The organism is Brevundimonas sp. GW821-FHT12E07 (assembly GCF_058807035.1).
This window is the reverse complement of the sequence record NZ_JBXAQH010000005.1, coordinates 172,019-191,351: the sequence shown is the minus strand read 5'-3', so window position 1 is coordinate 191,351 and position 19,333 is coordinate 172,019. Positions and strand designations below refer to the sequence as shown.

The following is a 19,333-nucleotide window of genomic DNA, read 5'->3' as shown; positions in this document are numbered from 1 at the left end:
ATTTCAGACGCAATGACCCTTCTCCCCTTGCGGGAGAAGGTGGCTCGCGGAGCGAGACGGATGAGGGGTCACGCAGACTTTTGAGATGAGCGGTTCCGACTTCAGATGTCGGTACGACCCCTCATCCGCCCCTCCGGGGCACCTTCTCCCGCAAGGGGAGAAGGAAGCGGTTACGCCCTGACCGCCCCGCGCCCGTCCGCCACGCCCAGGGCCGCGAGGGCGGAGGCGGCGATGTGGTCGGCGTTGAGGCCGGCGGTGGCGTACATGCCGACGGGGGTGTCCTGGTCCTGGAAGACGTCGGGCAGATGCAGGGTGCGGACCTTGAGGCCGCCGTCCAACGCGCCCTTCTCGGCCAAAAGCTGAAGCACGAAGGCGCCGAAGCCGCCCATGGCGCCCTCCTCCACCGTGATCAGGCACTCATGCTCGCGCGCCAGACGCAGGATCATGTCGGCGTCGAGCGGCTTGGCGAAGCGGGCGTCGGCGACGGTGGCCGAGACGCCGCGCGCGGCCAGAAGGTCGGCGGCCTTGAGCGATTCCTGCAGGCGGGTGCCCAGCGACAGGATGGCGACCGCCGTGCCCTCGCGCACGATGCGGCCCTTGCCGATCTCGAGCGGGGCGGCCAGTTCGGGGATCTCGACGCCGACGCCGTCGCCGCGCGGATAGCGGAAGGCCGAGGGACGGTCGTCGATCTCGCAGGCGGTGGCGATCATGGCGGCCAGATCGGCCTCGTCGGCGGCGGCCATCAGGACCATGCCCGGCAGCGCGCCCATGAAGCCGATGTCGAAGGAGCCCGCATGGGTCGCGCCGTCGGCCCCGACCAGACCGGCGCGGTCCATGGCGAAACGCACCGGCAGCGACTGGATCGCCACGTCGTGGACGACCTGGTCATAGCCGCGCTGGAGGAAGGTCGAATAGATGGCGCAGAAGGGCTTCATCCCGTCGGCGGCGAGGCCGGCGGCGAAGGTGACCGCATGCTGCTCGGCGATGCCGACGTCATAGGTGCGGCTGGGGAAGGCCTGTCCGAACAGGTCCAGGCCCGTGCCCGAGGGCATGGCGGCGGTGATGGCGACGATCGAGGGATCGCGCTCGGCCCGCTTGATCAGCTCGGTCCCGAACACCTTGGTGTAGCTGGGGGCGTTGGAGACGCTCTTGGACTGCTTGCCCGAGACGACGTCGAACTTGACCACCGCATGCAGTTTGTCGGCGCTGGACTCGGCCGGGGCGTAGCCCTTGCCCTTCTGCGTCACGACGTGGACCAGCACCGGGCGGTCGGTGATGGCGGCGGCGTTCTTCAGGATGGGGACCAGATTGTCCATGTCGTGCCCGTCGACCGGGCCGATGTAGTAGAAGCCGAGCTCCTCGAAGAAGGTGCCGCCGACGACCATGCCGCGGGCGTATTCCTCGGCCTTGCGCGCCGCCTCGCGGAACGGGCGCGGCATGTGCTGGACGACGTCGCGGCCAAACTTGCGGAAGTTCTGATAGGCGCCGCCCGAGACCTGTTTGGCCAGATAGGCGCTCATGCCGCCGACCGGAGGGGCGATCGACATGTCGTTGTCGTTGAGGATGACCGTCAGCTGGCCGGTGGTCTCGGCGGCGTTGTTCATCGCCTCATAGGCCATGCCCGCCGACATGGAGCCGTCGCCGATGACGGCGACGACCTTGTTGGTCTCGCCCTTCTGATCGCGGGCGGCGCAGAAGCCGAGCGCCGCGCTGATCGAGGTCGAGGCGTGGGCCGCGCCGAAGGGGTCGTATTCGCTCTCGGCCCGCTTGGTGAAGCCCGACAAGCCGCCGGGCTGGCGCAGGGTGCGGATGCGGTCGCGACGGCCGGTCAGGATCTTGTGCGGATAGCACTGGTGACCGACGTCCCAGATCAGGATGTCCTTGGGCGTATCGAAGACGGCGTGGAGCGCCGTGGTCAGCTCGACCACCCCCAGACCCGCGCCCAGATGGCCGCCGGTGACCGAAACGGCGTCGATGGTCTCGGCCCGCACCTCGTCGGCCAACTGCTTGAGCTGGGCGATGTCGAACCCGCGCATGTCGGCGGGGACGTTGACGGTGTCGAGCAGAGGGGTCTCAGGCATTTCAACTATGTAGTCCGAGATCGGAAAAGGCGCGAGTGTCCATGTCGTCGCCGGGGACTTTAGGCAAGCCTCAGGCGCACAAGATGTTCCGCCCGTGGACAATCCGTCCAGATACGGCGCAGGATCGCCGGTTCAGGACGTCGCGACCTTTGGGCCAGTATAAGATGAAGCTCATGTTCCCAGCTGACGGGCAAGGCGGACGGAATCGCCCCGGGTAGAAACCCATATCAAAGCCTCGGTCGCTGCGGAGATGACCGCTTCAAGCCAGCCGAAGCCAGCGCCGGCCCGATGGTCGGTCGCGTACCGGATGTGGGACATTTCCTCGACGCGGATGTCCTCGATCACCTGTCGGAGGGCGTCGTCGCGGCCTGTGGCCCAGCGAATCTGGTCGTCCAGATGCCGGTGAACTGTCTCCTCGACGGCCTGGGTGCAGGCGAGGATGGCCTCACGCCCCAGCAGGCCGGTGACCAACCCCAGAACCCCGCCGCCCACGGCCCAGATCCACATCATCCGGCACGGCTTGGCCTCGCGGTCCGGCATCAGGGCTCGGAAGCCCGCGCGATGGGTCCGCTCATGCGACAAGGCTTCGGCCAGAAAGGGCAGAAGATCAGGCGCCCGCATCCGGGCCGCGAAGATCTGGGCGCTATAGATCAGGATCGCCCCATGCTCGCCGCCGTGATTGACCCGCAGGATGCGGGCGGGGATCGAGCGGTTCAGCGCCAAGCCTCAGGAGCGCCGGTTCAGGACGTAATCGACGCTGGCCTGAAGGTTCAGGGCATCGTGGCCGAAGACGTCCAGATGGCTGCGGGCCTGATCGGCCAGATGGGCGACGCGGTGGCGGGCCTGTTCGACGCCCAGCAGGGTGACGAAATTGGTCTTGCCCATGGCCGCGTCCTTACCGCCGGCGGCCTTGCCGAGGATGTCCTCGTCGCCGTCGACGTCCAGCAGGTCGTCGACGATCTGGTAGGCCAGGCCGATGTCGTGGGCGAAGTTGATCAGGGCCTGCTGATGGATCTCGCGCGCGTCGGCGATGATCAGCGGGATCTCGAAGGCATAGGTGAACAGGGCGCCGGTCTTGAGCCGCTGCATGCGGGCGACGCCGCCGAGATCGTCGCGCACGCCCAGAAGGTCGATCATCTGGCCGCCGGCCATGCCGCGCGCGCCCGATGCATAGGACAGGCGCCGGGCCAGCTCGCAGCGGACATTGGCGTCCTCGTGCGTGTCCTCGTGCAGGATGATGTCGAAGGCGGCGGTCTGCAGCGCGTCCCCGGCCAGGATGGCGGTCGCCTCGTCATAGGCGATGTGCAGGGTGGGACGGCCGCGACGCATGTCGTCATTGTCCATGGCCGGCAGGTCGTCATGGACGAGGCTGTAGGCGTGGACGCATTCAAGGGCGCAGGCAGCGCGCAACACCGGCCGCTCCTCGATGTCGAACAGCCGCGCCGCCTCCATGGCGAAATAGGGCCGCAGACGCTTGCCCGGCCCGAGCGCCGCATAGCGCATGGCCTCGGTCAGGCGGGATTCGGGGCCCTCGGCGCGGGGCAACAGCTGGTCCAGGGCGACGGTGACGAGGTCGGCGACCTCGGCGACGCGGTCGATCACCGACTGCTCGGGCGAGTTGGCGGCGTGGGGTTTCCCAGACGTCGAGCCGGTCAAAACAGCCTCCCCCCGATCACGGCGTCGCGGTCGACCCCGACCAGCACGACCTCGCCGTCGGCGTCCGGAAAGCCCAGGGTCAGGACCTCGGACATGAAGGGGCCGATCTGGCGCGGCGGGAAGTTGACCACGGCGGCGACCTTGCGGTCTTCCAGCTGGTCCAGGGTGTAGAGTTTGGTGATCTGGGCCGAAGAGCGTTTGACGCCGATCTCCGGGCCGAAGTCGATTGTCAGTTTGAAGGCGGGCTTGCGGGCTTCCGGAAAGGCCTCGGCCTTGAGCACCCGGCCGATACGGATATCGACCTTCATGAAGTCGTCGAAGACGATGCGTTCGGCCACGGCTGTCGCGGCGCTCGCCATCAGTTGAACTCGGCGGGCTCGACGCCCTTCGCCTGGCCGTCGGCGCCGACGACGATCTTCTCGACGCGCAGCTGGGCGGCCTTCAGCCGGGCCTCGCAATGAGCCTTCAGACGCGCGCCCTCCTCATAGAGGGTGATCGATTCCTCCAGCGGCGCCTGACCCGACTCGAGACGGGAGACGATGTTTTCCAGGCGCGCGAGGGCGTCCTCGAAGGAGAGATCGGCGGTGGAGGGAGCGGCGTCGGTCATCACAGACCGTTATGGCGGGGCGCGGCGGCCTCGCCAAGCCTCAACGCCGCTCGTAGCGACGCTGTGACCAGTATTTGAAGCCCTGGTTGTGGACGAGGGCCCAGCCGCGCGCCTTCAGACAGGCGCCGACCATGTGGTTGAAATAGCCGTGAGCCAGGACCAGCACGTCCTCGCCGGTCCCGGCGCGCTCGATCAGCAGGGCAGCGACGCGGGCGGCGCGGCTTTCCGCCTCAGCCCGGGTTTCCTGACCCTCGTGATGGTCGAAGGCGTGCCACCAGAAGCGGGCGACGGCGCCCCAGTATTTCGGCGGCAGCTTGAACCATGACGGAAAATGCGGCGGCGGAAGGGGGGCCTCGATGAACAGGACGTCGGAGACGACCTCGCGCCCGGCCGAGATGGCCGCGGCGGTTTCCTGGGCCCGCTGGCGGGTCGAGGCGAAGATGACGCCCGCGCCGGCCGCGGTGGCCAGCAGTTCGGGCGGCGGGGTCTGGCCGGGGCGCAGGCCGCCGACCTCATAGCGGGCCCACCAGTCGCGATACTGGTCCGAGGTCAGCATGCATTTGCGCGACAGGGCCGGCTCGCCGTGCCGGGTCAGGACGATGGCCCCGGGTTTGGCGGCCGGAAGGCCAGTCTGCAGGGATTCGGGGGTGTCGAGGGTGCGGGCGGGAAGGGTCATGATGAAAGGATGCGCGCGGAATTACCCTGCGTTCTGCGTCCCTTAGTCCTCCCCCAGTGCCTGAACATGAGCCACCGCCGAACGGCCGAGCCCTTCTAGGTCGTAACCGCCCTCGAGCGAGGACACAACCTTGCCGCCGCATCGGCGACGCGCGACCTCGACCACGGCACGGGTGGCCCAGGCGAAATCCTCGGCCTCCAGCGACTGATGGGCCAGCGGATCGCGGCGGTGGGCGTCGAAGCCGGCGGAGATCAGGATCAGGTCGGGGGCGAAGGCGTCGAGCGCCGGCATCAGGGTCCCGGCGAAGGCGGCACGCCAGTGCTCGCGGGCCGCATGGGGCGCGATGGGGGCGTTGACGATATTGCCGACGCCGGTCTCGGACGCCGCGCCGGTGCCCGGATAGAGGGGCGACTGGTGGATGGAGGCGAGGAAAAGGCTGTCGTCAGCCTCGAACGCCGCCTGGGTGCCGTTGCCGTGGTGAACGTCGAAATCGACCACGGCGACGCGGGCCATCCCCAGCGACTGGGCCACACGGGCGGCGACGGCGACATTGGAGAACAGGCAGAAGCCCATGGCCGTGTCCGGCTCGGCGTGGTGGCCGGGCGGGCGGACGGCGGCGAAGGCGCGGGTCAGCTCGCCCGCCGCCACGGCCCGGACGGCGTCGACCGGGGCTCCGGCCGCCAGACGGGCGGCGCGCAGACTGCCGGGGGCCAGAACCGTGTCGGCGTCCAGCTGGCTGAAGCCGGTCGCGGGTTCGGCGGCCAGCAGGCGGGCGACGTGGGCGGCGGGGTGCACCCGCTCCAGATCGGCGATGGCGGCCTCGGTCGCCTCGCGCCGGTCACGGCCCAGACCGGCGTCGGCCAGGGCGTCGAGCACGGCGGTCAGCCGCGCCGGCCGCTCGGGATGCCCGTCGCCGGCGTTGTGGGCGACCATGTGCGAATGGGTGAACAGGGAGACCATGCGATAAATACGTTAGGACCTCCGATCAGGATTGTCGCGGATGACGAGGCCCTTCGCGCGCGGTAATCCCCCGCCATGAGCACTCTCGACGACATCACCATCCGCCCCGGCCGCGCCGAAGATGCGCAAGCCCTGTCGGCGTTGGGCCGCCGGACCTTCGTGGAGACCTTCGTCGACGGCTTCGGCATCCCCTACCCGCCCGCGGATCTGGAGGACTATCTGGAATCCAGCTTCGGCGTGGCGGCGACGGCGAAGAAGCTTGATGAGCCGGGCGCGGCCTGGTGGGTGGCGGAGCGAGACGGCGAGCTGCTGGCCTTCGCCAATGCGGGTCCGAACGGCCTGCCTCACCCCGATGCCCGGCCTCAGAACATGGAGCTGCGGCGGCTGTACGTCGGCACGGGCGCGCAAGGGCTGGGTCTGGGCACGACCCTGCTCAAGCTGTCGCTGGAGTGGATGCAGGCCAATACCGACGGCCCGCTGTGGATCGGGGTCTGGAGCGGCAATGTGAAGGCCCAGAGGCTGTACGAGGCCTACGGGTTCTCCAAGGCCGGCGAATACCTCTATCCGGTCGGCGACTGGCGCGACCACGAGTTCATCTTGCGGCGAGACTGATCGAGGTTCAGGTTCGCCCGATGCTCCTGCCCTTCTTCACCGCCCTGCGCGAGGCCAAGGTTCCGGTTTCGACCAAGGAATGGCTCCACCTGATGGAGGCCATGGACAAGGACGTGGCGGGCGGCCGGGTCGAGGACTTCTACCACCTGTCGCGGGCGGTGCTGGTCAAGGACGAGAAGCACTACGACCGGTTCGACCAGGTGTTCGGCAAGGTGTTCAAGGGCGTCGAGAGCGTCGGGATCGGCGACGACCTGACGACCGACATCCCCGAGGACTGGCTGAAACTGCTGACCGACAAATACCTGACCGACGAGGAAAAGGCCGAGATCGAGGCGCTCGGCGGGTTCGAAAAGCTGATGGAGACGCTGAAACAGCGTCTGGAAGAGCAGAAGGAACGACACGAGGGCGGGTCCAAATGGATCGGCACCGGCGGGACCTCGCCCTTCGGTCACGGCGGCTACAATCCCGAAGGCGTGCGCATCGGCGGGCCGGGCAAGCACGGGCGCGCGGTCAAGGTCTGGGAGAAGCGCGAGTACAGGAACCTGGACGACACGGTCGAGCTGGGTACGCGCAACATCAAGGTGGCGCTGCGCCGTCTGCGCCGCTTCGCGCGGCAGGGCGCCCCGGACGAGCTGGATATTGACGGCACCATCGACGGCACGGCGCGTCAGGGCTGGCTGGACATCCAGATGCGGCCCGAGCGGCGCAACACCATCAAGGTCCTGCTGTTCCTCGACGTCGGCGGCTCGATGGACGGCCATATCAAACTGGTCGAGGAGCTGTTCTCGGCGGCCCGGACCGAATTCAAGAACCTGGAGTTCTTCTACTTCCACAACTGCCTCTACGAAGGGGTCTGGAAGGACAACCGCCGTCGGCATTCCGAGCAGACCCCGACCTGGGAGGTGCTCAACAAATATCCGGGCGACTGGCGGGCCATCTTCGTCGGCGACGCGACCATGAGCCCCTATGAGGTCACCATGCCCGGCGGCTCGGTCGAGCACTGGAACGAGGAGGCCGGCGCCGTCTGGCTGAGACGCGCCCGGCAGCAGTGGGACAAGTCCGTCTGGCTGAACCCGGTCGCCGAGAAATACTGGAGCTACACCGCCTCGGTGAAGCTGATCGACGAGGTCATGGACCAGCGGATGTTCCCCCTGACCCTGGACGGTCTGGATAGAGCCATGCGCGCGCTCACGCGCTAGGGGCCATGCGGGCGCTGACGCGATAGTCAGCGCGACAAGCGGCACGGTAGCTTTTCCCCGGATACGGGTGCAGTCTGGCGGCCTCGTTCAGGAGTATCCGTGATGCTGACCGCCGTCGTCGCCGCCCTGATGTTGCAGCAGGCCGCCGGGATGATTTCCTGGAACCCGCCGCCCGCCGCTGACGCCGAAATGCCGCCGGAAGCGTCCGAGACCGCGCCGCCCCCGCCCGCCGCTCCGCCGGCCCCCGAAATCCCCGGCTGGGCCCTGGCCGATCCGTTTTCCTGGGAGCGCTCGCAGTGCAGCCCGATGATCCGCAAGGAGGCGTCGATGGAGCTGTGTCAGGCGCGGGTGCGGACCCAGCTGGCCGCGGCGCTCGGCGACCGCCTGCCGCCCGGTCTGCAGCCGAGCGGCGTCGAGGGCTGCCGTCAGGTCTCGAACGGCCAGGGCGGCTATGAACTGACCTGCGCCCCTCCGCGCCGCGAGATGGCCTCCAGCGCCGCCCCGACCGCCGAGGTCTGCGAGGAGCGCCCGACGGCGACCGCCAGCGGGGGCGTGAATTTCGAACGCCGCTGCACGCCCGCGACCGGGCCCAAGCCCGATGAAGGCGGCCTGAAGTTCCGCCTGGGCGGCGACTGAACGCAAAAACGCCGCCCGCGAACGGACGGCGCTTTCGATGAAATGGACCTGAGCCTAGTTGCGGCGGTCGGCGTCGCGAAGCGAGTCCTTGGCGCCGCCGAAGGCGTTTTGGACCTTGCCGGTCAGCTGGTCGGCCTTGCCTTCGGCTTTCAGCTTTTCGTCGCCGGTGATCTTGCCGGCCGCTTCCTTGATCTTGCCGCCGACATTCTTGACGGCGCCGTCGATACGATCTTGATCGGGCATTGAAATCTCCGTTTGCACGGCGTCGCGAGGGAGGCGGCGCTTCGGATACTCAAACCCCGGCCAGAGGCGCGAGTTCCCGGACCGAGGGATGTTTACGGCAACATACGGTCGGCTTCGGCGAGTGCGGCTGCGCGATAGGTTTCCATCAAGGCCAATACCTCGGCGGCCGGCGCGGGCAGCATCAGCCCATAGGGCCAGCGCATGAGCGGCAGACGCCGAACCGGCAGCGTCAGGTCCGGAGCCATTTCGCGACCGCCCAGGCGTGGGCGTCGTGGCGCAGTTCGGCCAGGGCCGTGCGCGGGTGGAGCCAGACCAGTTCGTGATCGGCCTCGACCTTCACCGCCGGGTTCAGGGCGATCATCTCGGCGATCCACAGACCCCCGACATTGTTCATCGGCCGGGTGTCGGATTTGCGGAAATACTGGCCCGCCTCGGCGATCCGCTCGACCGGACGGACCGTCATCCCGGTCTCTTCGAGGAATTCGCGGATCAGCGCCTCCTCCTCGGTCTCCCCGGCCTCCACCGCCCCGCCGGGCAGGTCGTAGTATGACCGGGCGCGTTCGACGCGGACGCAAGCCAGCTTCTGGTCGTGGAACACCAGGCCGAAGGCCGTGGGCCGCTCCGGATAGTCGACGCCCGGATCGCGACGGCCGAACTGGAGCGCGACCGCCATGGTCAGAGGTCGAAGGCCAGACGGGCGCGCACGCCCTTGTGCCCATGATCGAACTCGATCGCCGAGCGCAGGCCGGAGGCCATGGCGGCGATGATCTTGCCGCCCAGACCCGTGCCCTTGGGCGCGCCGTCGCCCATGCCGGGACCGTCGTCCTCGACGGTCAGCAGGGCGCGGCCCTCGTCGTCCGGGCGCAGGATGACGCGGATCTCGCCCCCCTGCCCCGGCGCATAGGCGTATTTGACGGCGTTGGTGACCAGTTCGGTGACGACCACGCCCAGGGAGACCGCCTGGTCGGTCGAGACCCGCATGGGCACGGCTTCGAGGGTCAGGGTCGGCGAGCCCTCATCGGGGCCCAGGGACTTGCCCAGTTCGTCGATCAGCCCGGCCAGATATTCATCCATGGCCACGGTGGACATGTCGCCCGAGGTGTAGAGGCGGCGATGGACGTGGGCCACGGCCTCGATGCGGGCCTGGGCCTCGCGCAGGGCCGCGCGGGCGCCGTCGTCGGCCAGATGGCGCAGCTGCAGCGACATGAAGGTCGACACCAGCTGCAGGGAGTTGCCGACCCGGTGGTTGACCTCGCGCAGCATGGCCTCGGCCCGGTCGCGGGCCAGACGCACCTGTTCGACGGCCTCGTCATTCTCGCGCTGCAGACGGCGGCGCAGCAGGGCGTCTTCCAGCGCCGAGCGCAGCAGGGCGGTGAAGTCCTCCGACACGTCCTTGATCACATAGTCGGCGGCGCCGGCGCGCAGGGCGGCGACGGCGATGCGGCCTTCCTGCGCGCCCGTCACATAGACGACCGGCGGCGGGGCGGGCATGGCCAGGATGTCGGGCAGGACGTCCAGCCCGTAGCGGCCGGGCATATAGTGATCCAGGGCGCAGACGTCGAACGTCGCCGCGGCCAGAGCCTCCAGCCCCGCATCCCCGTCGATGGCGCAGGTCACCTCATAGCCGTGCCGGCCCAGTTCCTTCTGGACCAGCCGGGCCAGGCCGGCGTCATCGTCGATGTAGAGGAGCCGGATCGCCGGCCTGGAATCGGTCATTCGATCTCGGGGGCCTGCATCACGGACAGGAACAGACCCAGCTGGCGAATGGCGCCGGCGAAGCTTTCATAGTCGACAGGCTTGGTGATGTAGACGTTGCAGCCCAGGTCGTAGCAGCGCTGGATTTCGGTCTTGTCGTCGGTGGTGGTCAGGACCACGACCGGCGCGCGGCGCAGGCGCTCGTCCTTCTTGACCTCGGCCAGGATGTCCGTGCCCTGCATGTCGGGCAGGTTGAGATCCAGCAGGATCAGCATCGGGCCGTTGGAGCGGACTTCGTCCGAGAACAGATAATCCAGCGCCGGCTGGCCGGAATCGAAATGCACGATCTCGTTGGAGATGTTGGCGCGCCGGATGTTCTTCTCGATCAGCTTGGCGTGGCCATGATCGTCTTCGACCATGACGATCTTTACAGGGGTGCTCACAGTGCGTCTCCAGCCTCGTCGAGGATCAGGCGTTTGGGGAATTTCAGAAGGAAAGTCGAGCCCTCGCCGAGCTTGGACTCAAGCGTGATCTCACCACCCAGTCGGCGAACGCTGTTGCGCACAAAGGCCAGACCCAGCCCCTCACCCTGGGTGTCCTGACGGCCGGCGCGGCGGAACAGCTCGAAAACCCGTTCGTGGTCTCGCGGAGCGATGCCGCGGCCGTTGTCGGCGACGGAATATTCGACCCAGCCTCCGGCCCGCTCGCGTCCCGAGACGACGATATGGCCGGGCCGGCTCGCATCCAGATATTTGACGGCGTTGTCGATCAGATTGCCGAACACCTGTTCGATCGACAGGCGGTCGTTCTCGAAGGCCGGCAGGGCTTCGACGACGATCTCGGCGCCCTTCTCCTCGGTCTGGTGACGCATGCTGTCGGCGATACGGCCGACCATGGCGGTCATGTCGAGGCTCTCGGGCGTCAGGTTGCGGCGGCCCTCGCGCGAGAGCTTGAGGATGGCGTTGATCAGCCGGTCCATCTTCTCGGTCGAGGCGCGGATGAAGCCCACGGCCTCAGGGATGTCCTCGCGCACGGCCATGACGACCTCGGGATCGACCTCGCGTTCGGCCTCGGCCTTCGTGATCGCCTTGTCGACCGTCTTGCCCGCCTGCTCCAGCTCGGAGGTGTAGCCCATGACGTTGACCAGGGGCGAGCGCAGATCGTGGCTGACGATATAGGCGAAACGCTGCACCTCCTCGTTGGCGCGGACGAGGGCGCCGGTGCGGGCCTTGATGGTCTCCTCCAGCCCGGCGTTGACGCGGTCCAGCTCGGCCCTGGCGGCGTTGATCTCCGCCAGATAGCGCCGCACCAGCATCAGGATGATCCCGGCGAGGACGAGGATCAGCAGGCCTGCGATGGCGTTGATCGTCACGGTCAGGAAGGCGCCGCGCTCGGACCGGGCGCGGCGGTCTTCGAGGGTCTGGCCGATGTGGGTGTCCAGCCGGGTCATCTCGGCGTTGAGCTGTTCGGTCAGGGCCTGTCCCTGCCCGGTCCGCACCCGGCTGACCGCCTGCCCGATGCGGCCCTGACGCGCCAGATCGAGGGTGCCGGACATCTCGATATATTTGTCGCGGGTGATCCGGGTCAGGGCTTCCGCCGAGGCCAGCGAGACCTCGTCGCCGGCCGCGCGCGTTTCAAAGTCGGCGAAGATGGCCGCAAGCGCCGCCTTGTTCTTCTCGAAGGTGACGAGGAAGCCCGGCTGGCCCGTGAGGAGGAAGCCGCGCTGGGCGGTCTCGGCGCCCTGGACGTTGAGGACGATGCTGCGGGCCACGCGGCGCGACTGCCAGGTCTGGTCTACCTGGGCGTTATAACCCGCCGTGCGGTTGATCATGATGAAGGTCGAGACATTGACCAGCAGCAGCAGGACCAGGGCCGCAGTCAGCAGAAGCACGACGGAGCGAGCCAGGGACGAGGTCCTGAGGAACTCACGCCACTTCGAGAAACGCCCCATTGAGGGGAAGCGGCTGGCGGTATCCACTGACATGGGACAAGCTTTAGTCGGGGTTTGGCCGCTGTCCAGCGTCGTCACGCAACCGGAGCGGCTGCAAACGATTGTACGGACGGGCCAAAGGATTGGCCGAGCGATTGGTCAGGGCGTTGGGGAGCGCGATCGATATGGTGTCCTGGTGGTGGGTCGTACCGGCTCTGGTGGCCTTCGTGAGCGCCCTGTTCGTGCTGAACGGGCTGGTTTCGCTGTTCCGGGGGCGGCCGTTCAGCGGCATCCTGAAGATGATCGGCGGCGGCGTGGTCCTGTGGGCCGCCCTGGCAGTCGTCCTGCTGGCGCTGAACGTCCAGACCTATGCCCGGCTGACCTATGAGCGGCCGGTCGCCACCATCCAGCTCAGGCAGCTGGCGCCCCAGTATTTCGAGGTCACCGTCATCCAGCCGCCGGCGGCGAAGGACGAACCGGAACGGGTCGCCGTCTATCCGGTCAACGGCGACGACTGGCGCGTCGAGGCCCAGGTGCTGAAGTGGAAGCCGTGGGCCAATGTGCTGGGGCTGGACACCCAGTACCGGCTGGACCGGCTGTCGGGCCGCTATCAGGACATCGAACAGGAGCGCACCGGCGCCCGCAGCGTCCACGCCCTGTCGGGCGGCGACGAGCGGGTGAAGGTGATGGGAACCGTCGTGCCGTGGAAGATCAGCGCCTGGGACGCCGCGCGCCGCTATCGCCGCTACGTCGATGCGGTCGACACCCTCTATGGGTCTGCCGCCTATATGCCGATGGCCGACGGGGCCCGTTACGAAGTCTGGATCACCCAGTCCGGCCTGATCGCCCGCCCCGCCAATGACGCGGCCCGCAACGCCTCGGCGGGCGGATGGAGCCGGGTCAACTAGGACGGCGCTTCAGGGTTTCGGCGTCAGGCCGTCGTGAAGCTGCTGCAGCGTCCAGGCGTCTCCGGTGTGGAACTGGCCATAGAGGGCGTCGAACGCCGGACCCGGGACAAAGCCCACGCCCTCGAGGTCTATCCGGGTCCCGCCATCGACCCGCGTCAGGGTCAGGATAGTGACCGTGCGCCCGAACTCTGCGGCGTGGGCGAAACCGTCCGGCGCCTGGATGTTGCGGATCGCCAGCAGCCGGCCGGGGACATAGGCGACGATCTGGTTCCTGATCGTCCCCGGCGAGCCGAGCGCCACGGCCGGGTCGTAGCTGGTCTCGATCACCCCATCGATCCGGAGATCGATGGCGGCCTTGGCGACGCCGAGATGGGCGACCCAGCCCTCTGGCGTGGTCAGCACCGTCCAGACCTCGGCCGGAGGGACAGGGACGACGGTGCTGAGGCTGATGACCCGCTCGCCGGTCGCCTCGGCGCGCGAGGCGTCGGTCACCGCGGGAAAGCCGGCCATCTGGGCCGAGGCGGGCGCCGCGACGGCGAGGCAAAGGACGGCGGCAAGGACGAGCTGACGCATCATGTCACGGCTCCTGAAGGACCGGCGGCCATGACGACACGGGGGGCAGGGGCTGTCCAGCGGGGCGCGACGCTCGGACGCGGCCGGAGCCGGGTCTAGACCTGGCCGATGGTCTTCAGCCGGGCCTTGGGGTGGACCTCGTTCTGGCTCATCACCACGGTCTGGCCGCGGAAGCGTTCGATGATGGAGCGGACGTAGGGTCGGATCTGGGGCCCGGTCAGCAGGACCGCGGTCTCGCCCGCCATGGCGGCGCGCTCGAAGACGTCGCGGACGTTGCGGATGAAGTCCTGCAGGCGCGACGGGGCCATGGCCAGCTGCTTGTCCTCGCCCGTCCCGACCAGGGCCTCTGCGAAGGCGGCTTCCCATTCCGGCGACAGGGTGACGATGGGCAGGGCGCCGTCGTCGCCCTTGTGCTGCCAGCACAGCTGACGCGCCAGACGGCTGCGGACGTGCTCGACCAGGGTGGTGACCGAAGACGAGTGCGGCGCGGCCTCGGCCAGGCCCTCGAGGATGGCGCCCAGGTCGCGGATCGAGACCTTTTCCTTGAGCAGGGCCTGCAGGACCCGTTGAAGCGTGGTGACGGTGACGACCGAGGGCACCAGTTCGTCGACCAGCTTCTTCTCCTCCTCGCCCAGTTCCTTGATGAGCTTCTGGACCTCTGCATAGGACAGCAGATCGGCCATGTTCTCCTTGAGGATCTCGGTCAGGTGGGTGGTCAGCACCGTCGAGGGATCGACGATGGTGTAGCCCCGGAAGGTGGCTTCTTCGCGCAAGGATTCGTCGATCCAGGTGGCGGGCAGACCGAAGGCGGGCTCCTTGGTGTGTTCGCCGGGCAGTTCGACCTGACGGCCGGTCGGGTCCATGGCCATCAGGGAGCCCAGACGCACCTCGCCGGCTCCGGCCTCCATCTCCTTGATGCGGATGGCATAGCCCTGGGTCGGCAGGCGCATGTTGTCGAGGATGCGGACCGACGGAATGACGAAGCCGTACTCCTGGGCCAGCGCCCGGCGCAGGGCGCGGATCTGGTCGGTCAGGCGGCGGCCTTCGAGGTCGTTGATCAGCGACAGCAGGGAATAGCCCAGCTCGATCTTGACCTCGTCGATGGTCAGGGCGGTGCCGATAGGCTCCTCGGCGTCCTCCTTGGGCTTGCCGCCCGCCACGGCCGCGGCGGCGGCCTTCTCGGCCTCGGTCGGCTCGGGCTTGAGCCGGGCCCGACCCAGACGCCAGGCCATGAAGCCGGTGCCCAGAGCCAGGGCGGCGAACGGGATGATCGGCATCCCGGGGATCAGGCCGATCAGGCCGGCGGCGCCCGAGACCATGCCCAGGCTGACCGGATTGGTGGCCAGTTGCTGGACCAGGGCCTTGTCGGCCGTGCCCTCGACGCCCGCCTTGGACACCAGGAAGCCGGCGGCGATCGAGATGATGATGGCCGGGACCTGGGTGACCAGACCGTCGCCGATGGTCAGCTGGACATAGGTCGAGGCCGCTTCCTGGAAGGGCAGCTGGTGCTGGATGACGCCGATCAGCATGCCGCCGATGGCGTTGATGAAGGTGATGATCAGACCGGCCACGGCGTCGCCGCGCACGAACTTCGACGCACCGTCCATGGCCCCGAAGAAGGTCGATTCCTGCTCCAGCTCCTTGCGGCGCAGCTTGGCCTGGTCCTCGTTGATCAGACCCGACGACAGGTCGGCGTCGATGGCCATCTGCTTGCCCGGCATGGAGTCCAGGGTGAAGCGGGCCGAGACCTCGGCGATCCGGGTCGAACCCTTGGTGATGACCACGAAGTTCACCACCAGGATGATGGCGAAGATGATGATCCCGATGATGAAGCTGCCGCCCATCATCAGGGCGCCGAACGCCTGGATCACCTGACCGCCGGCATCGTGACCCTGGTGTCCGTGGGTCAGGATCAGACGCGTAGAGGCCAGGTTCAGGCCCAGACGGAACAGGGTCGAGACCAGCAGCACCGTCGGGAAGATGGCGAAGTCGAGCGGGCGCTTCATCATCAGCGCCGTCATCAGGATCAGCACCGACGAGGTCAGCGACAGGGCCAGCAGCACGTCCAGAAGAAACTTCGGGATCGGCAGGATCAGCAGCATGATCACGCCGATGACGCCGACCGCCATGGCGACCTCGCCACGCATCAGCCAGCCGCGGATGTCATTGCCGGTCGGACGGGCGTAGCCGTCCTTCATCAGGGTGGCGTCGGTCATGCGGCGGCCCCTTCAACCGGGGTTCCGTGGCCGAGGGCGGCCAGACCGCGGCGGGTGGCCTCCGCGATGACGGCGTCACGCTTTTCGGGCGCCAGGCTCTCGGGCGCCTCATAGAAGACGGCGACCGGGATCGGGTCGCCCATGGCCGGATAGACCACGCCGATGTCGTTGGTCTGGCCCGCGCCGCCGGTTCCGGTCTTGTGGGCCACGGTCCAGCCCGCGGGCACCCCGGCCTTGATGCGCTTCTCGCCGGTCGGGCTGTCGATCAGCCAGTCCCACAGCGGACGATAGCGCGACTGGAAGACCAGGGGCTGATAGGCCTCGAGGATCCAGTTCAGATTGGTCGCGGCCTGGAACGGCAGGGTGGTGTCCTTGTCGCCGTCCTTGACGTTGAGTTGCGGCTCCAGACGGTCGACGCGGGTCACGTCGTCGCCCGCGCGACGATACCAGGCGCGCAGTTCGTCCAGCCCGCCCAGCTCGCGGATCAGGATGTTGGCGGCGGGATTGTCGCTGACCTCGACCGTCGCCTTCATCAGATCGATCAGGGTCATGGTCTGGCCGACGGCGGTCTCGGTGACCGGGGCGTGGTCCAGCATGTCGGCGGCGGTCACGGGGACGGCGCGGTCGGCCTTCTCCTTGCCCTGCTGGATGCGCTCCAGCATGGCGGCGGCCAGGAACAGCTTGAAGGTCGAGCAGTAGTTGAACCGCTCATTGGCCCGCCAGGAGGCGCGATGGCCGTCAAGGACGCTGAGGCCGATGCGGCCGCCGTTCTCGCGCTCCAGATCGGACAGGTCAAAGGCCACGTCGCGCGGCGGCAGGGGGACCTGGGTCGACGGTTCGTCACGCGTGCGCTCGCAGCCGCCCAGACCGATCAGGGTCAGGCCCGCCAGGACGCTTCTACGATCCGTCAGCAACGCCATTTATCAGGCCGCGCTCGCGCCGTAGTTGGCCGCGACGCCGTTCTGGGGAGCCATGATGGCCGTGCCCTCGTCGGCGTATTCGTTCAGCTTGTTGCGCAGGGTCCGGATCGAGATGCCCAGGATGTTGGCCGCATGGGTGCGGTTGCCCAGGCAGTGGGTCAAGGTGTCCAGGATCAGGGTCTTTTCCATCTGCGCCACGGTCTGGCCGACATAGGCGCGCGACACGGCGTCGGCGGTCTGGGCGGCGCGCGCAGCAGGGCCCGAGTCGGCCTGCGCCACAACGCCCGAAAGCGGCTGACCGTCCGGAAGACGGATGGCCTCGGCGTCGATCTCCGGACCGACGGCCAGCAGGACCGCGCGGTGCATGGCGTTTTCCAGCTCACGCACGTTGCCGGGCCAGCGGTGGGCGGCCAGGGCGCGACGGGCGTCGGCCGACAGCGGGCGGGCCGGCACGCCGTTGGCGGCGGCGTATTTCTTCACGAAATGGTCGGCCAGGACGGCGACGTCGCCCGGACGTTCGCGCAGGGACGGCAGGCGCAGATTGACCACGTTCAGGCGGTACAGAAGGTCTTCCCGGAACACGCCTTCCGCCACGGCCTTGGCCAGATCGCGGTTCGAGGTGGCGATGATGCGGATATTGACCGGCACGGGCTTGGTGCCGCCGACGCGGTCGATGACCCGCTCCTGGATGGCGCGCAGCAGCTTGGCCTGCAGGCGGGCGTCCATTTCGCTGATTTCGTCCAGCAGCAGGGTGCCGCCGTCGGCCTCCTCGAACTTGCCGATGCGGCGGGCCACGGCGCCGGTGAAGGCCCCCTTCTCGTGGCCGAACAGCTCGCTCTCCAGCAGATTGTCGGGGATGGCGGCGCAGTTGACGCTGATGAAGGGGCGTTCCGACCGCTTGGAGTTGACGTGCAGATAGCGCGCCATGACTTCCTTACCGACGCCGCTTTCCCCGGTGATCAGGATCGAGGCTTCCGAGCGGGCGACCTGGTCGGCCAGCTTGACCACCGCCTGCATCGACGGATCGGCCGAGATCATCGGACGCTCGTCGTCGGCGACGGCCGACAGGACCGCGGCGATCAGATCGGCCTCGGGCGGAAGCGGAATGAACTCCTTGGCCCCGGCCCGGATAGCGGCGGCGGCCTTGTCTGCGTCATTGTCGACGCCGCAGGCCACGACGGGCACGAAGATCCGCTCGGCGTCGTTGGCCGCGATCAGGCCCGAGATGTCGAGGTTGTAGTCGACCATCAAGAGGTCGGCCCCCTGCCCGCGCCGGAGCTGTTCCGTCGCCTGATCGGTGCGCTCGACGTGCTGGACCTTGGCGCCGTGCGCCATGGCCATCTTCACCGCCGCCGCGAGCTGTCCGCTCAGCCTGCCAACCACCAGAAGCCGCATCGGTCTTCTCCTCTAACTCTTACGCAGAACCGACGGCCTAGGCCGCCGAGTCCTCGGTCTTGATGATTTCCGTCATGGTCACGCCCAGGCGGTCCTCGACGACGACGACCTCCCCGCGGGCGACCAGACGGTTGTTGACGAAAATATCGATGGCCTCGCCGACCTTGCGGTCCAGCTCCAGCACGCTGCCGCGGTTCAGCTTGAGCAGCTGGGCCACGGTCATATGGGCCTTGCCCAGCACGGCCGAGATGTTGACCGGCACGTCGAAGACGGGGGCCAGGTCAACGGCGCTCTTGTCGCCGGCCTCTTCCATCGTCGCCAGGGCGGTGGAGGCGCCGAACTCCTCCAGGGCGAAATCCTCAGCCATCAGAAGTTGCTCCCATTGATCGTTTCAGCGTGGCCGGCCTCGGCGGCGAGGGCGGCGGTCAGGGCCTCGCGCATCCGCGCGGCGGCCTCGGCGGGGTCGAAGTCGGCGCGGCCGTCGGCCCATTCCAGCTGGAAGGCCGCCGCCGCCATGCCCGGCTCGTCACGGAAGGCGACCAGACCGGTGAAGCCGGCGTCGACGCAGATGGACTGAAGCTTCGCCTGCACGCTCTCGTCCAGGCCGCGGGCGCGGATGACCAGACGCGGGGTGGCGTCGATCTCGGCCCCGAGTGCCTCAAGCGCGGCCTGGATCGGGCCGGCCGGGAAACGCTCCAGGGCGCCGGCGGCCAGGACGCGGGCCGCGGCCAGGGCCAGTTCGGCCGACTGTTCGCGGTGCGCCTGGGCCACGGCGCCCAGCGAGGGCGCGGCGGCGGCGACGGCCTGACCCAGGGTGACCACGGCCATGGCGTGCAGGCTTTCGACCTCGGCAAGCGCCGTCTCGCGGCCTTCCAGCCGGGCCTGGGCGACCAGGGCCTCGACCTCGGCCGGCAGATAGGCGCGCTTGGTCGGCGTGAAGACCTGACCGTGGGCGGTCACGCCTCCGGCGTCGTCGAACTCGGTGTCGAAGCTGAAAGGGCGGGTGTTGGCGGCTGAAGTGATCAT

23 protein-coding genes are annotated in these 19,333 nt (G+C 68.3%); 4 read left to right on the top strand and 19 right to left on the bottom strand.

The window, feature by feature from the left end:
* Nucleotides 1-170: 170 nt before the first annotated feature.
* The 7 genes from dxs to AC1ROD_RS18110 all read right to left on the bottom strand — a co-directional run bounded on the left by dxs (nt 171) and on the right by AC1ROD_RS18110 (nt 5,980).
* Nucleotides 171-2,081 (bottom strand): 1-deoxy-D-xylulose-5-phosphate synthase, encoded by a 1,911-nt coding sequence (gene dxs, locus AC1ROD_RS18140; RefSeq protein WP_492949652.1) that lies wholly within the window; start codon nt 2,079-2,081, stop codon nt 171-173.
* A 171-nt stretch (nt 2,082-2,252) separates the two neighbouring features.
* On the bottom strand, nt 2,253-2,804 hold the full coding sequence (locus tag AC1ROD_RS18135) for a demethoxyubiquinone hydroxylase family protein (protein ID WP_492949651.1): 552 nt from the start codon (nt 2,802-2,804) through the stop codon (nt 2,253-2,255).
* A 3-nt stretch (nt 2,805-2,807) separates the two neighbouring features.
* Complete coding sequence (locus AC1ROD_RS18130; RefSeq protein ID WP_492949682.1) at nt 2,808-3,683, bottom strand: polyprenyl synthetase family protein; 876 nt, start codon at nt 3,681-3,683, stop codon at nt 2,808-2,810.
* A gap of 50 nt (nt 3,684-3,733) precedes the next feature.
* Entirely contained in the window at nt 3,734-4,096 is a 363-nt protein-coding gene (locus AC1ROD_RS18125) for a tRNA-binding protein (RefSeq protein WP_492949650.1), read from the bottom strand.
* Nucleotides 4,096-4,344, bottom strand: coding sequence for an exodeoxyribonuclease VII small subunit (locus AC1ROD_RS18120; protein WP_492949649.1), 249 nt, complete (start codon nt 4,342-4,344; stop codon nt 4,096-4,098). Before AC1ROD_RS18120 ends, AC1ROD_RS18125 begins: the two co-directional genes overlap by 1 nt.
* Nucleotides 4,345-4,384: 40 nt before the next feature.
* Nucleotides 4,385-5,020, bottom strand: a complete 636-nt coding sequence (locus AC1ROD_RS18115) for a histidine phosphatase family protein (RefSeq protein WP_492949648.1) — start codon at nt 5,018-5,020, stop codon at nt 4,385-4,387.
* Between the two features lie 42 nt (nt 5,021-5,062).
* On the bottom strand, nt 5,063-5,980 hold the full coding sequence (locus AC1ROD_RS18110) for a histone deacetylase family protein (protein WP_492949647.1): 918 nt from the start codon (nt 5,978-5,980) through the stop codon (nt 5,063-5,065).
* A 75-nt stretch (nt 5,981-6,055) separates the two neighbouring features.
* On the opposite strand from AC1ROD_RS18110, the gene AC1ROD_RS18105 reads away from it, so the two are divergent.
* The 3 genes from AC1ROD_RS18105 to AC1ROD_RS18095 all read left to right on the top strand — a co-directional run bounded on the left by AC1ROD_RS18105 (nt 6,056) and on the right by AC1ROD_RS18095 (nt 8,427).
* Nucleotides 6,056-6,592 carry a GNAT family N-acetyltransferase gene (locus AC1ROD_RS18105; RefSeq protein ID WP_492949646.1) on the top strand — a complete coding sequence of 179 codons (537 nt, stop codon included), beginning with the start codon at nt 6,056-6,058 and terminating at the stop codon, nt 6,590-6,592.
* A 20-nt stretch (nt 6,593-6,612) separates the two neighbouring features.
* Nucleotides 6,613-7,791, top strand: a complete 1,179-nt coding sequence (locus AC1ROD_RS18100; protein WP_492949645.1) for a vWA domain-containing protein — start codon at nt 6,613-6,615, stop codon at nt 7,789-7,791.
* A 102-nt stretch (nt 7,792-7,893) separates the two neighbouring features.
* Nucleotides 7,894-8,427: a hypothetical protein gene (locus AC1ROD_RS18095; protein ID WP_492949644.1), complete on the top strand. Its 534-nt coding sequence runs from the start codon at nt 7,894-7,896 to the stop codon at nt 8,425-8,427.
* Nucleotides 8,428-8,481: 54 nt separating this feature from the next.
* Here AC1ROD_RS18095 and AC1ROD_RS18090 read toward each other — a convergent pair whose 3' ends face one another.
* The 6 genes from AC1ROD_RS18090 to AC1ROD_RS18065 all read right to left on the bottom strand — a co-directional run bounded on the left by AC1ROD_RS18090 (nt 8,482) and on the right by AC1ROD_RS18065 (nt 12,349).
* Nucleotides 8,482-8,670: a CsbD family protein gene (locus tag AC1ROD_RS18090; RefSeq protein WP_492949643.1), complete on the bottom strand. Its 189-nt coding sequence runs from the start codon at nt 8,668-8,670 to the stop codon at nt 8,482-8,484.
* Between the two features lie 92 nt (nt 8,671-8,762).
* Nucleotides 8,763-8,915 (bottom strand): hypothetical protein, encoded by a 153-nt coding sequence (locus AC1ROD_RS18085; protein WP_492949642.1) that lies wholly within the window; start codon nt 8,913-8,915, stop codon nt 8,763-8,765.
* Complete coding sequence (locus AC1ROD_RS18080) at nt 8,900-9,343, bottom strand: NUDIX domain-containing protein (protein ID WP_492949641.1); 444 nt, start codon at nt 9,341-9,343, stop codon at nt 8,900-8,902. Before AC1ROD_RS18080 ends, AC1ROD_RS18085 begins: the two co-directional genes overlap by 16 nt.
* Nucleotides 9,344-9,345: 2 nt before the next feature.
* Nucleotides 9,346-10,386: a sensor histidine kinase gene (locus AC1ROD_RS18075; protein WP_492949640.1), complete on the bottom strand. Its 1,041-nt coding sequence runs from the start codon at nt 10,384-10,386 to the stop codon at nt 9,346-9,348.
* Nucleotides 10,383-10,808, bottom strand: a complete 426-nt coding sequence (locus tag AC1ROD_RS18070; protein ID WP_492949639.1) for a response regulator — start codon at nt 10,806-10,808, stop codon at nt 10,383-10,385. Before AC1ROD_RS18070 ends, AC1ROD_RS18075 begins: the two co-directional genes overlap by 4 nt.
* Nucleotides 10,805-12,349 carry a sensor histidine kinase gene (locus AC1ROD_RS18065; protein ID WP_492949638.1) on the bottom strand — a complete coding sequence of 515 codons (1,545 nt, stop codon included), beginning with the start codon at nt 12,347-12,349 and terminating at the stop codon, nt 10,805-10,807. Before AC1ROD_RS18065 ends, AC1ROD_RS18070 begins: the two co-directional genes overlap by 4 nt.
* Nucleotides 12,350-12,480: 131 nt before the next feature.
* Between AC1ROD_RS18065 and AC1ROD_RS18060 the strand changes: the two genes are divergently transcribed.
* On the top strand, nt 12,481-13,203 hold the full coding sequence (locus AC1ROD_RS18060; RefSeq protein WP_492949637.1) for a hypothetical protein: 723 nt from the start codon (nt 12,481-12,483) through the stop codon (nt 13,201-13,203).
* Nucleotides 13,204-13,212: 9 nt separating this feature from the next.
* On the opposite strand, the gene AC1ROD_RS18055 is transcribed toward AC1ROD_RS18060, so the two are convergent.
* The 6 genes from AC1ROD_RS18055 to AC1ROD_RS18030 all read right to left on the bottom strand — a co-directional run bounded on the left by AC1ROD_RS18055 (nt 13,213) and on the right by AC1ROD_RS18030 (nt 19,333).
* Complete coding sequence (locus tag AC1ROD_RS18055; protein ID WP_492949636.1) at nt 13,213-13,779, bottom strand: SRPBCC family protein; 567 nt, start codon at nt 13,777-13,779, stop codon at nt 13,213-13,215.
* A gap of 92 nt (nt 13,780-13,871) precedes the next feature.
* The gene (gene flhA / locus AC1ROD_RS18050; RefSeq protein WP_492949681.1) at nt 13,872-15,974 is read right to left on the bottom strand and encodes a flagellar biosynthesis protein FlhA; all 2,103 of its coding nucleotides are present in this window, start codon (nt 15,972-15,974) and stop codon (nt 13,872-13,874) included.
* Nucleotides 15,975-15,988: 14 nt separating this feature from the next.
* Nucleotides 15,989-16,912 carry a class A beta-lactamase gene (gene bla, locus AC1ROD_RS18045; RefSeq protein ID WP_492949635.1) on the bottom strand — a complete coding sequence of 308 codons (924 nt, stop codon included), beginning with the start codon at nt 16,910-16,912 and terminating at the stop codon, nt 15,989-15,991.
* A 3-nt stretch (nt 16,913-16,915) separates the two neighbouring features.
* On the bottom strand, nt 16,916-18,307 hold the full coding sequence (gene flbD / locus AC1ROD_RS18040) for a sigma-54-dependent transcriptional regulator FlbD (protein WP_492949634.1): 1,392 nt from the start codon (nt 18,305-18,307) through the stop codon (nt 16,916-16,918).
* 37 nt (nt 18,308-18,344) lie between these two features.
* Entirely contained in the window at nt 18,345-18,674 is a 330-nt protein-coding gene (fliN, locus tag AC1ROD_RS18035; RefSeq protein ID WP_492949633.1) for a flagellar motor switch protein FliN, read from the bottom strand.
* Nucleotides 18,674-19,333 carry a FliH/SctL family protein gene (locus tag AC1ROD_RS18030; protein WP_492949632.1) on the bottom strand — a complete coding sequence of 220 codons (660 nt, stop codon included), beginning with the start codon at nt 19,331-19,333 and terminating at the stop codon, nt 18,674-18,676. Before AC1ROD_RS18030 ends, fliN begins: the two co-directional genes overlap by 1 nt.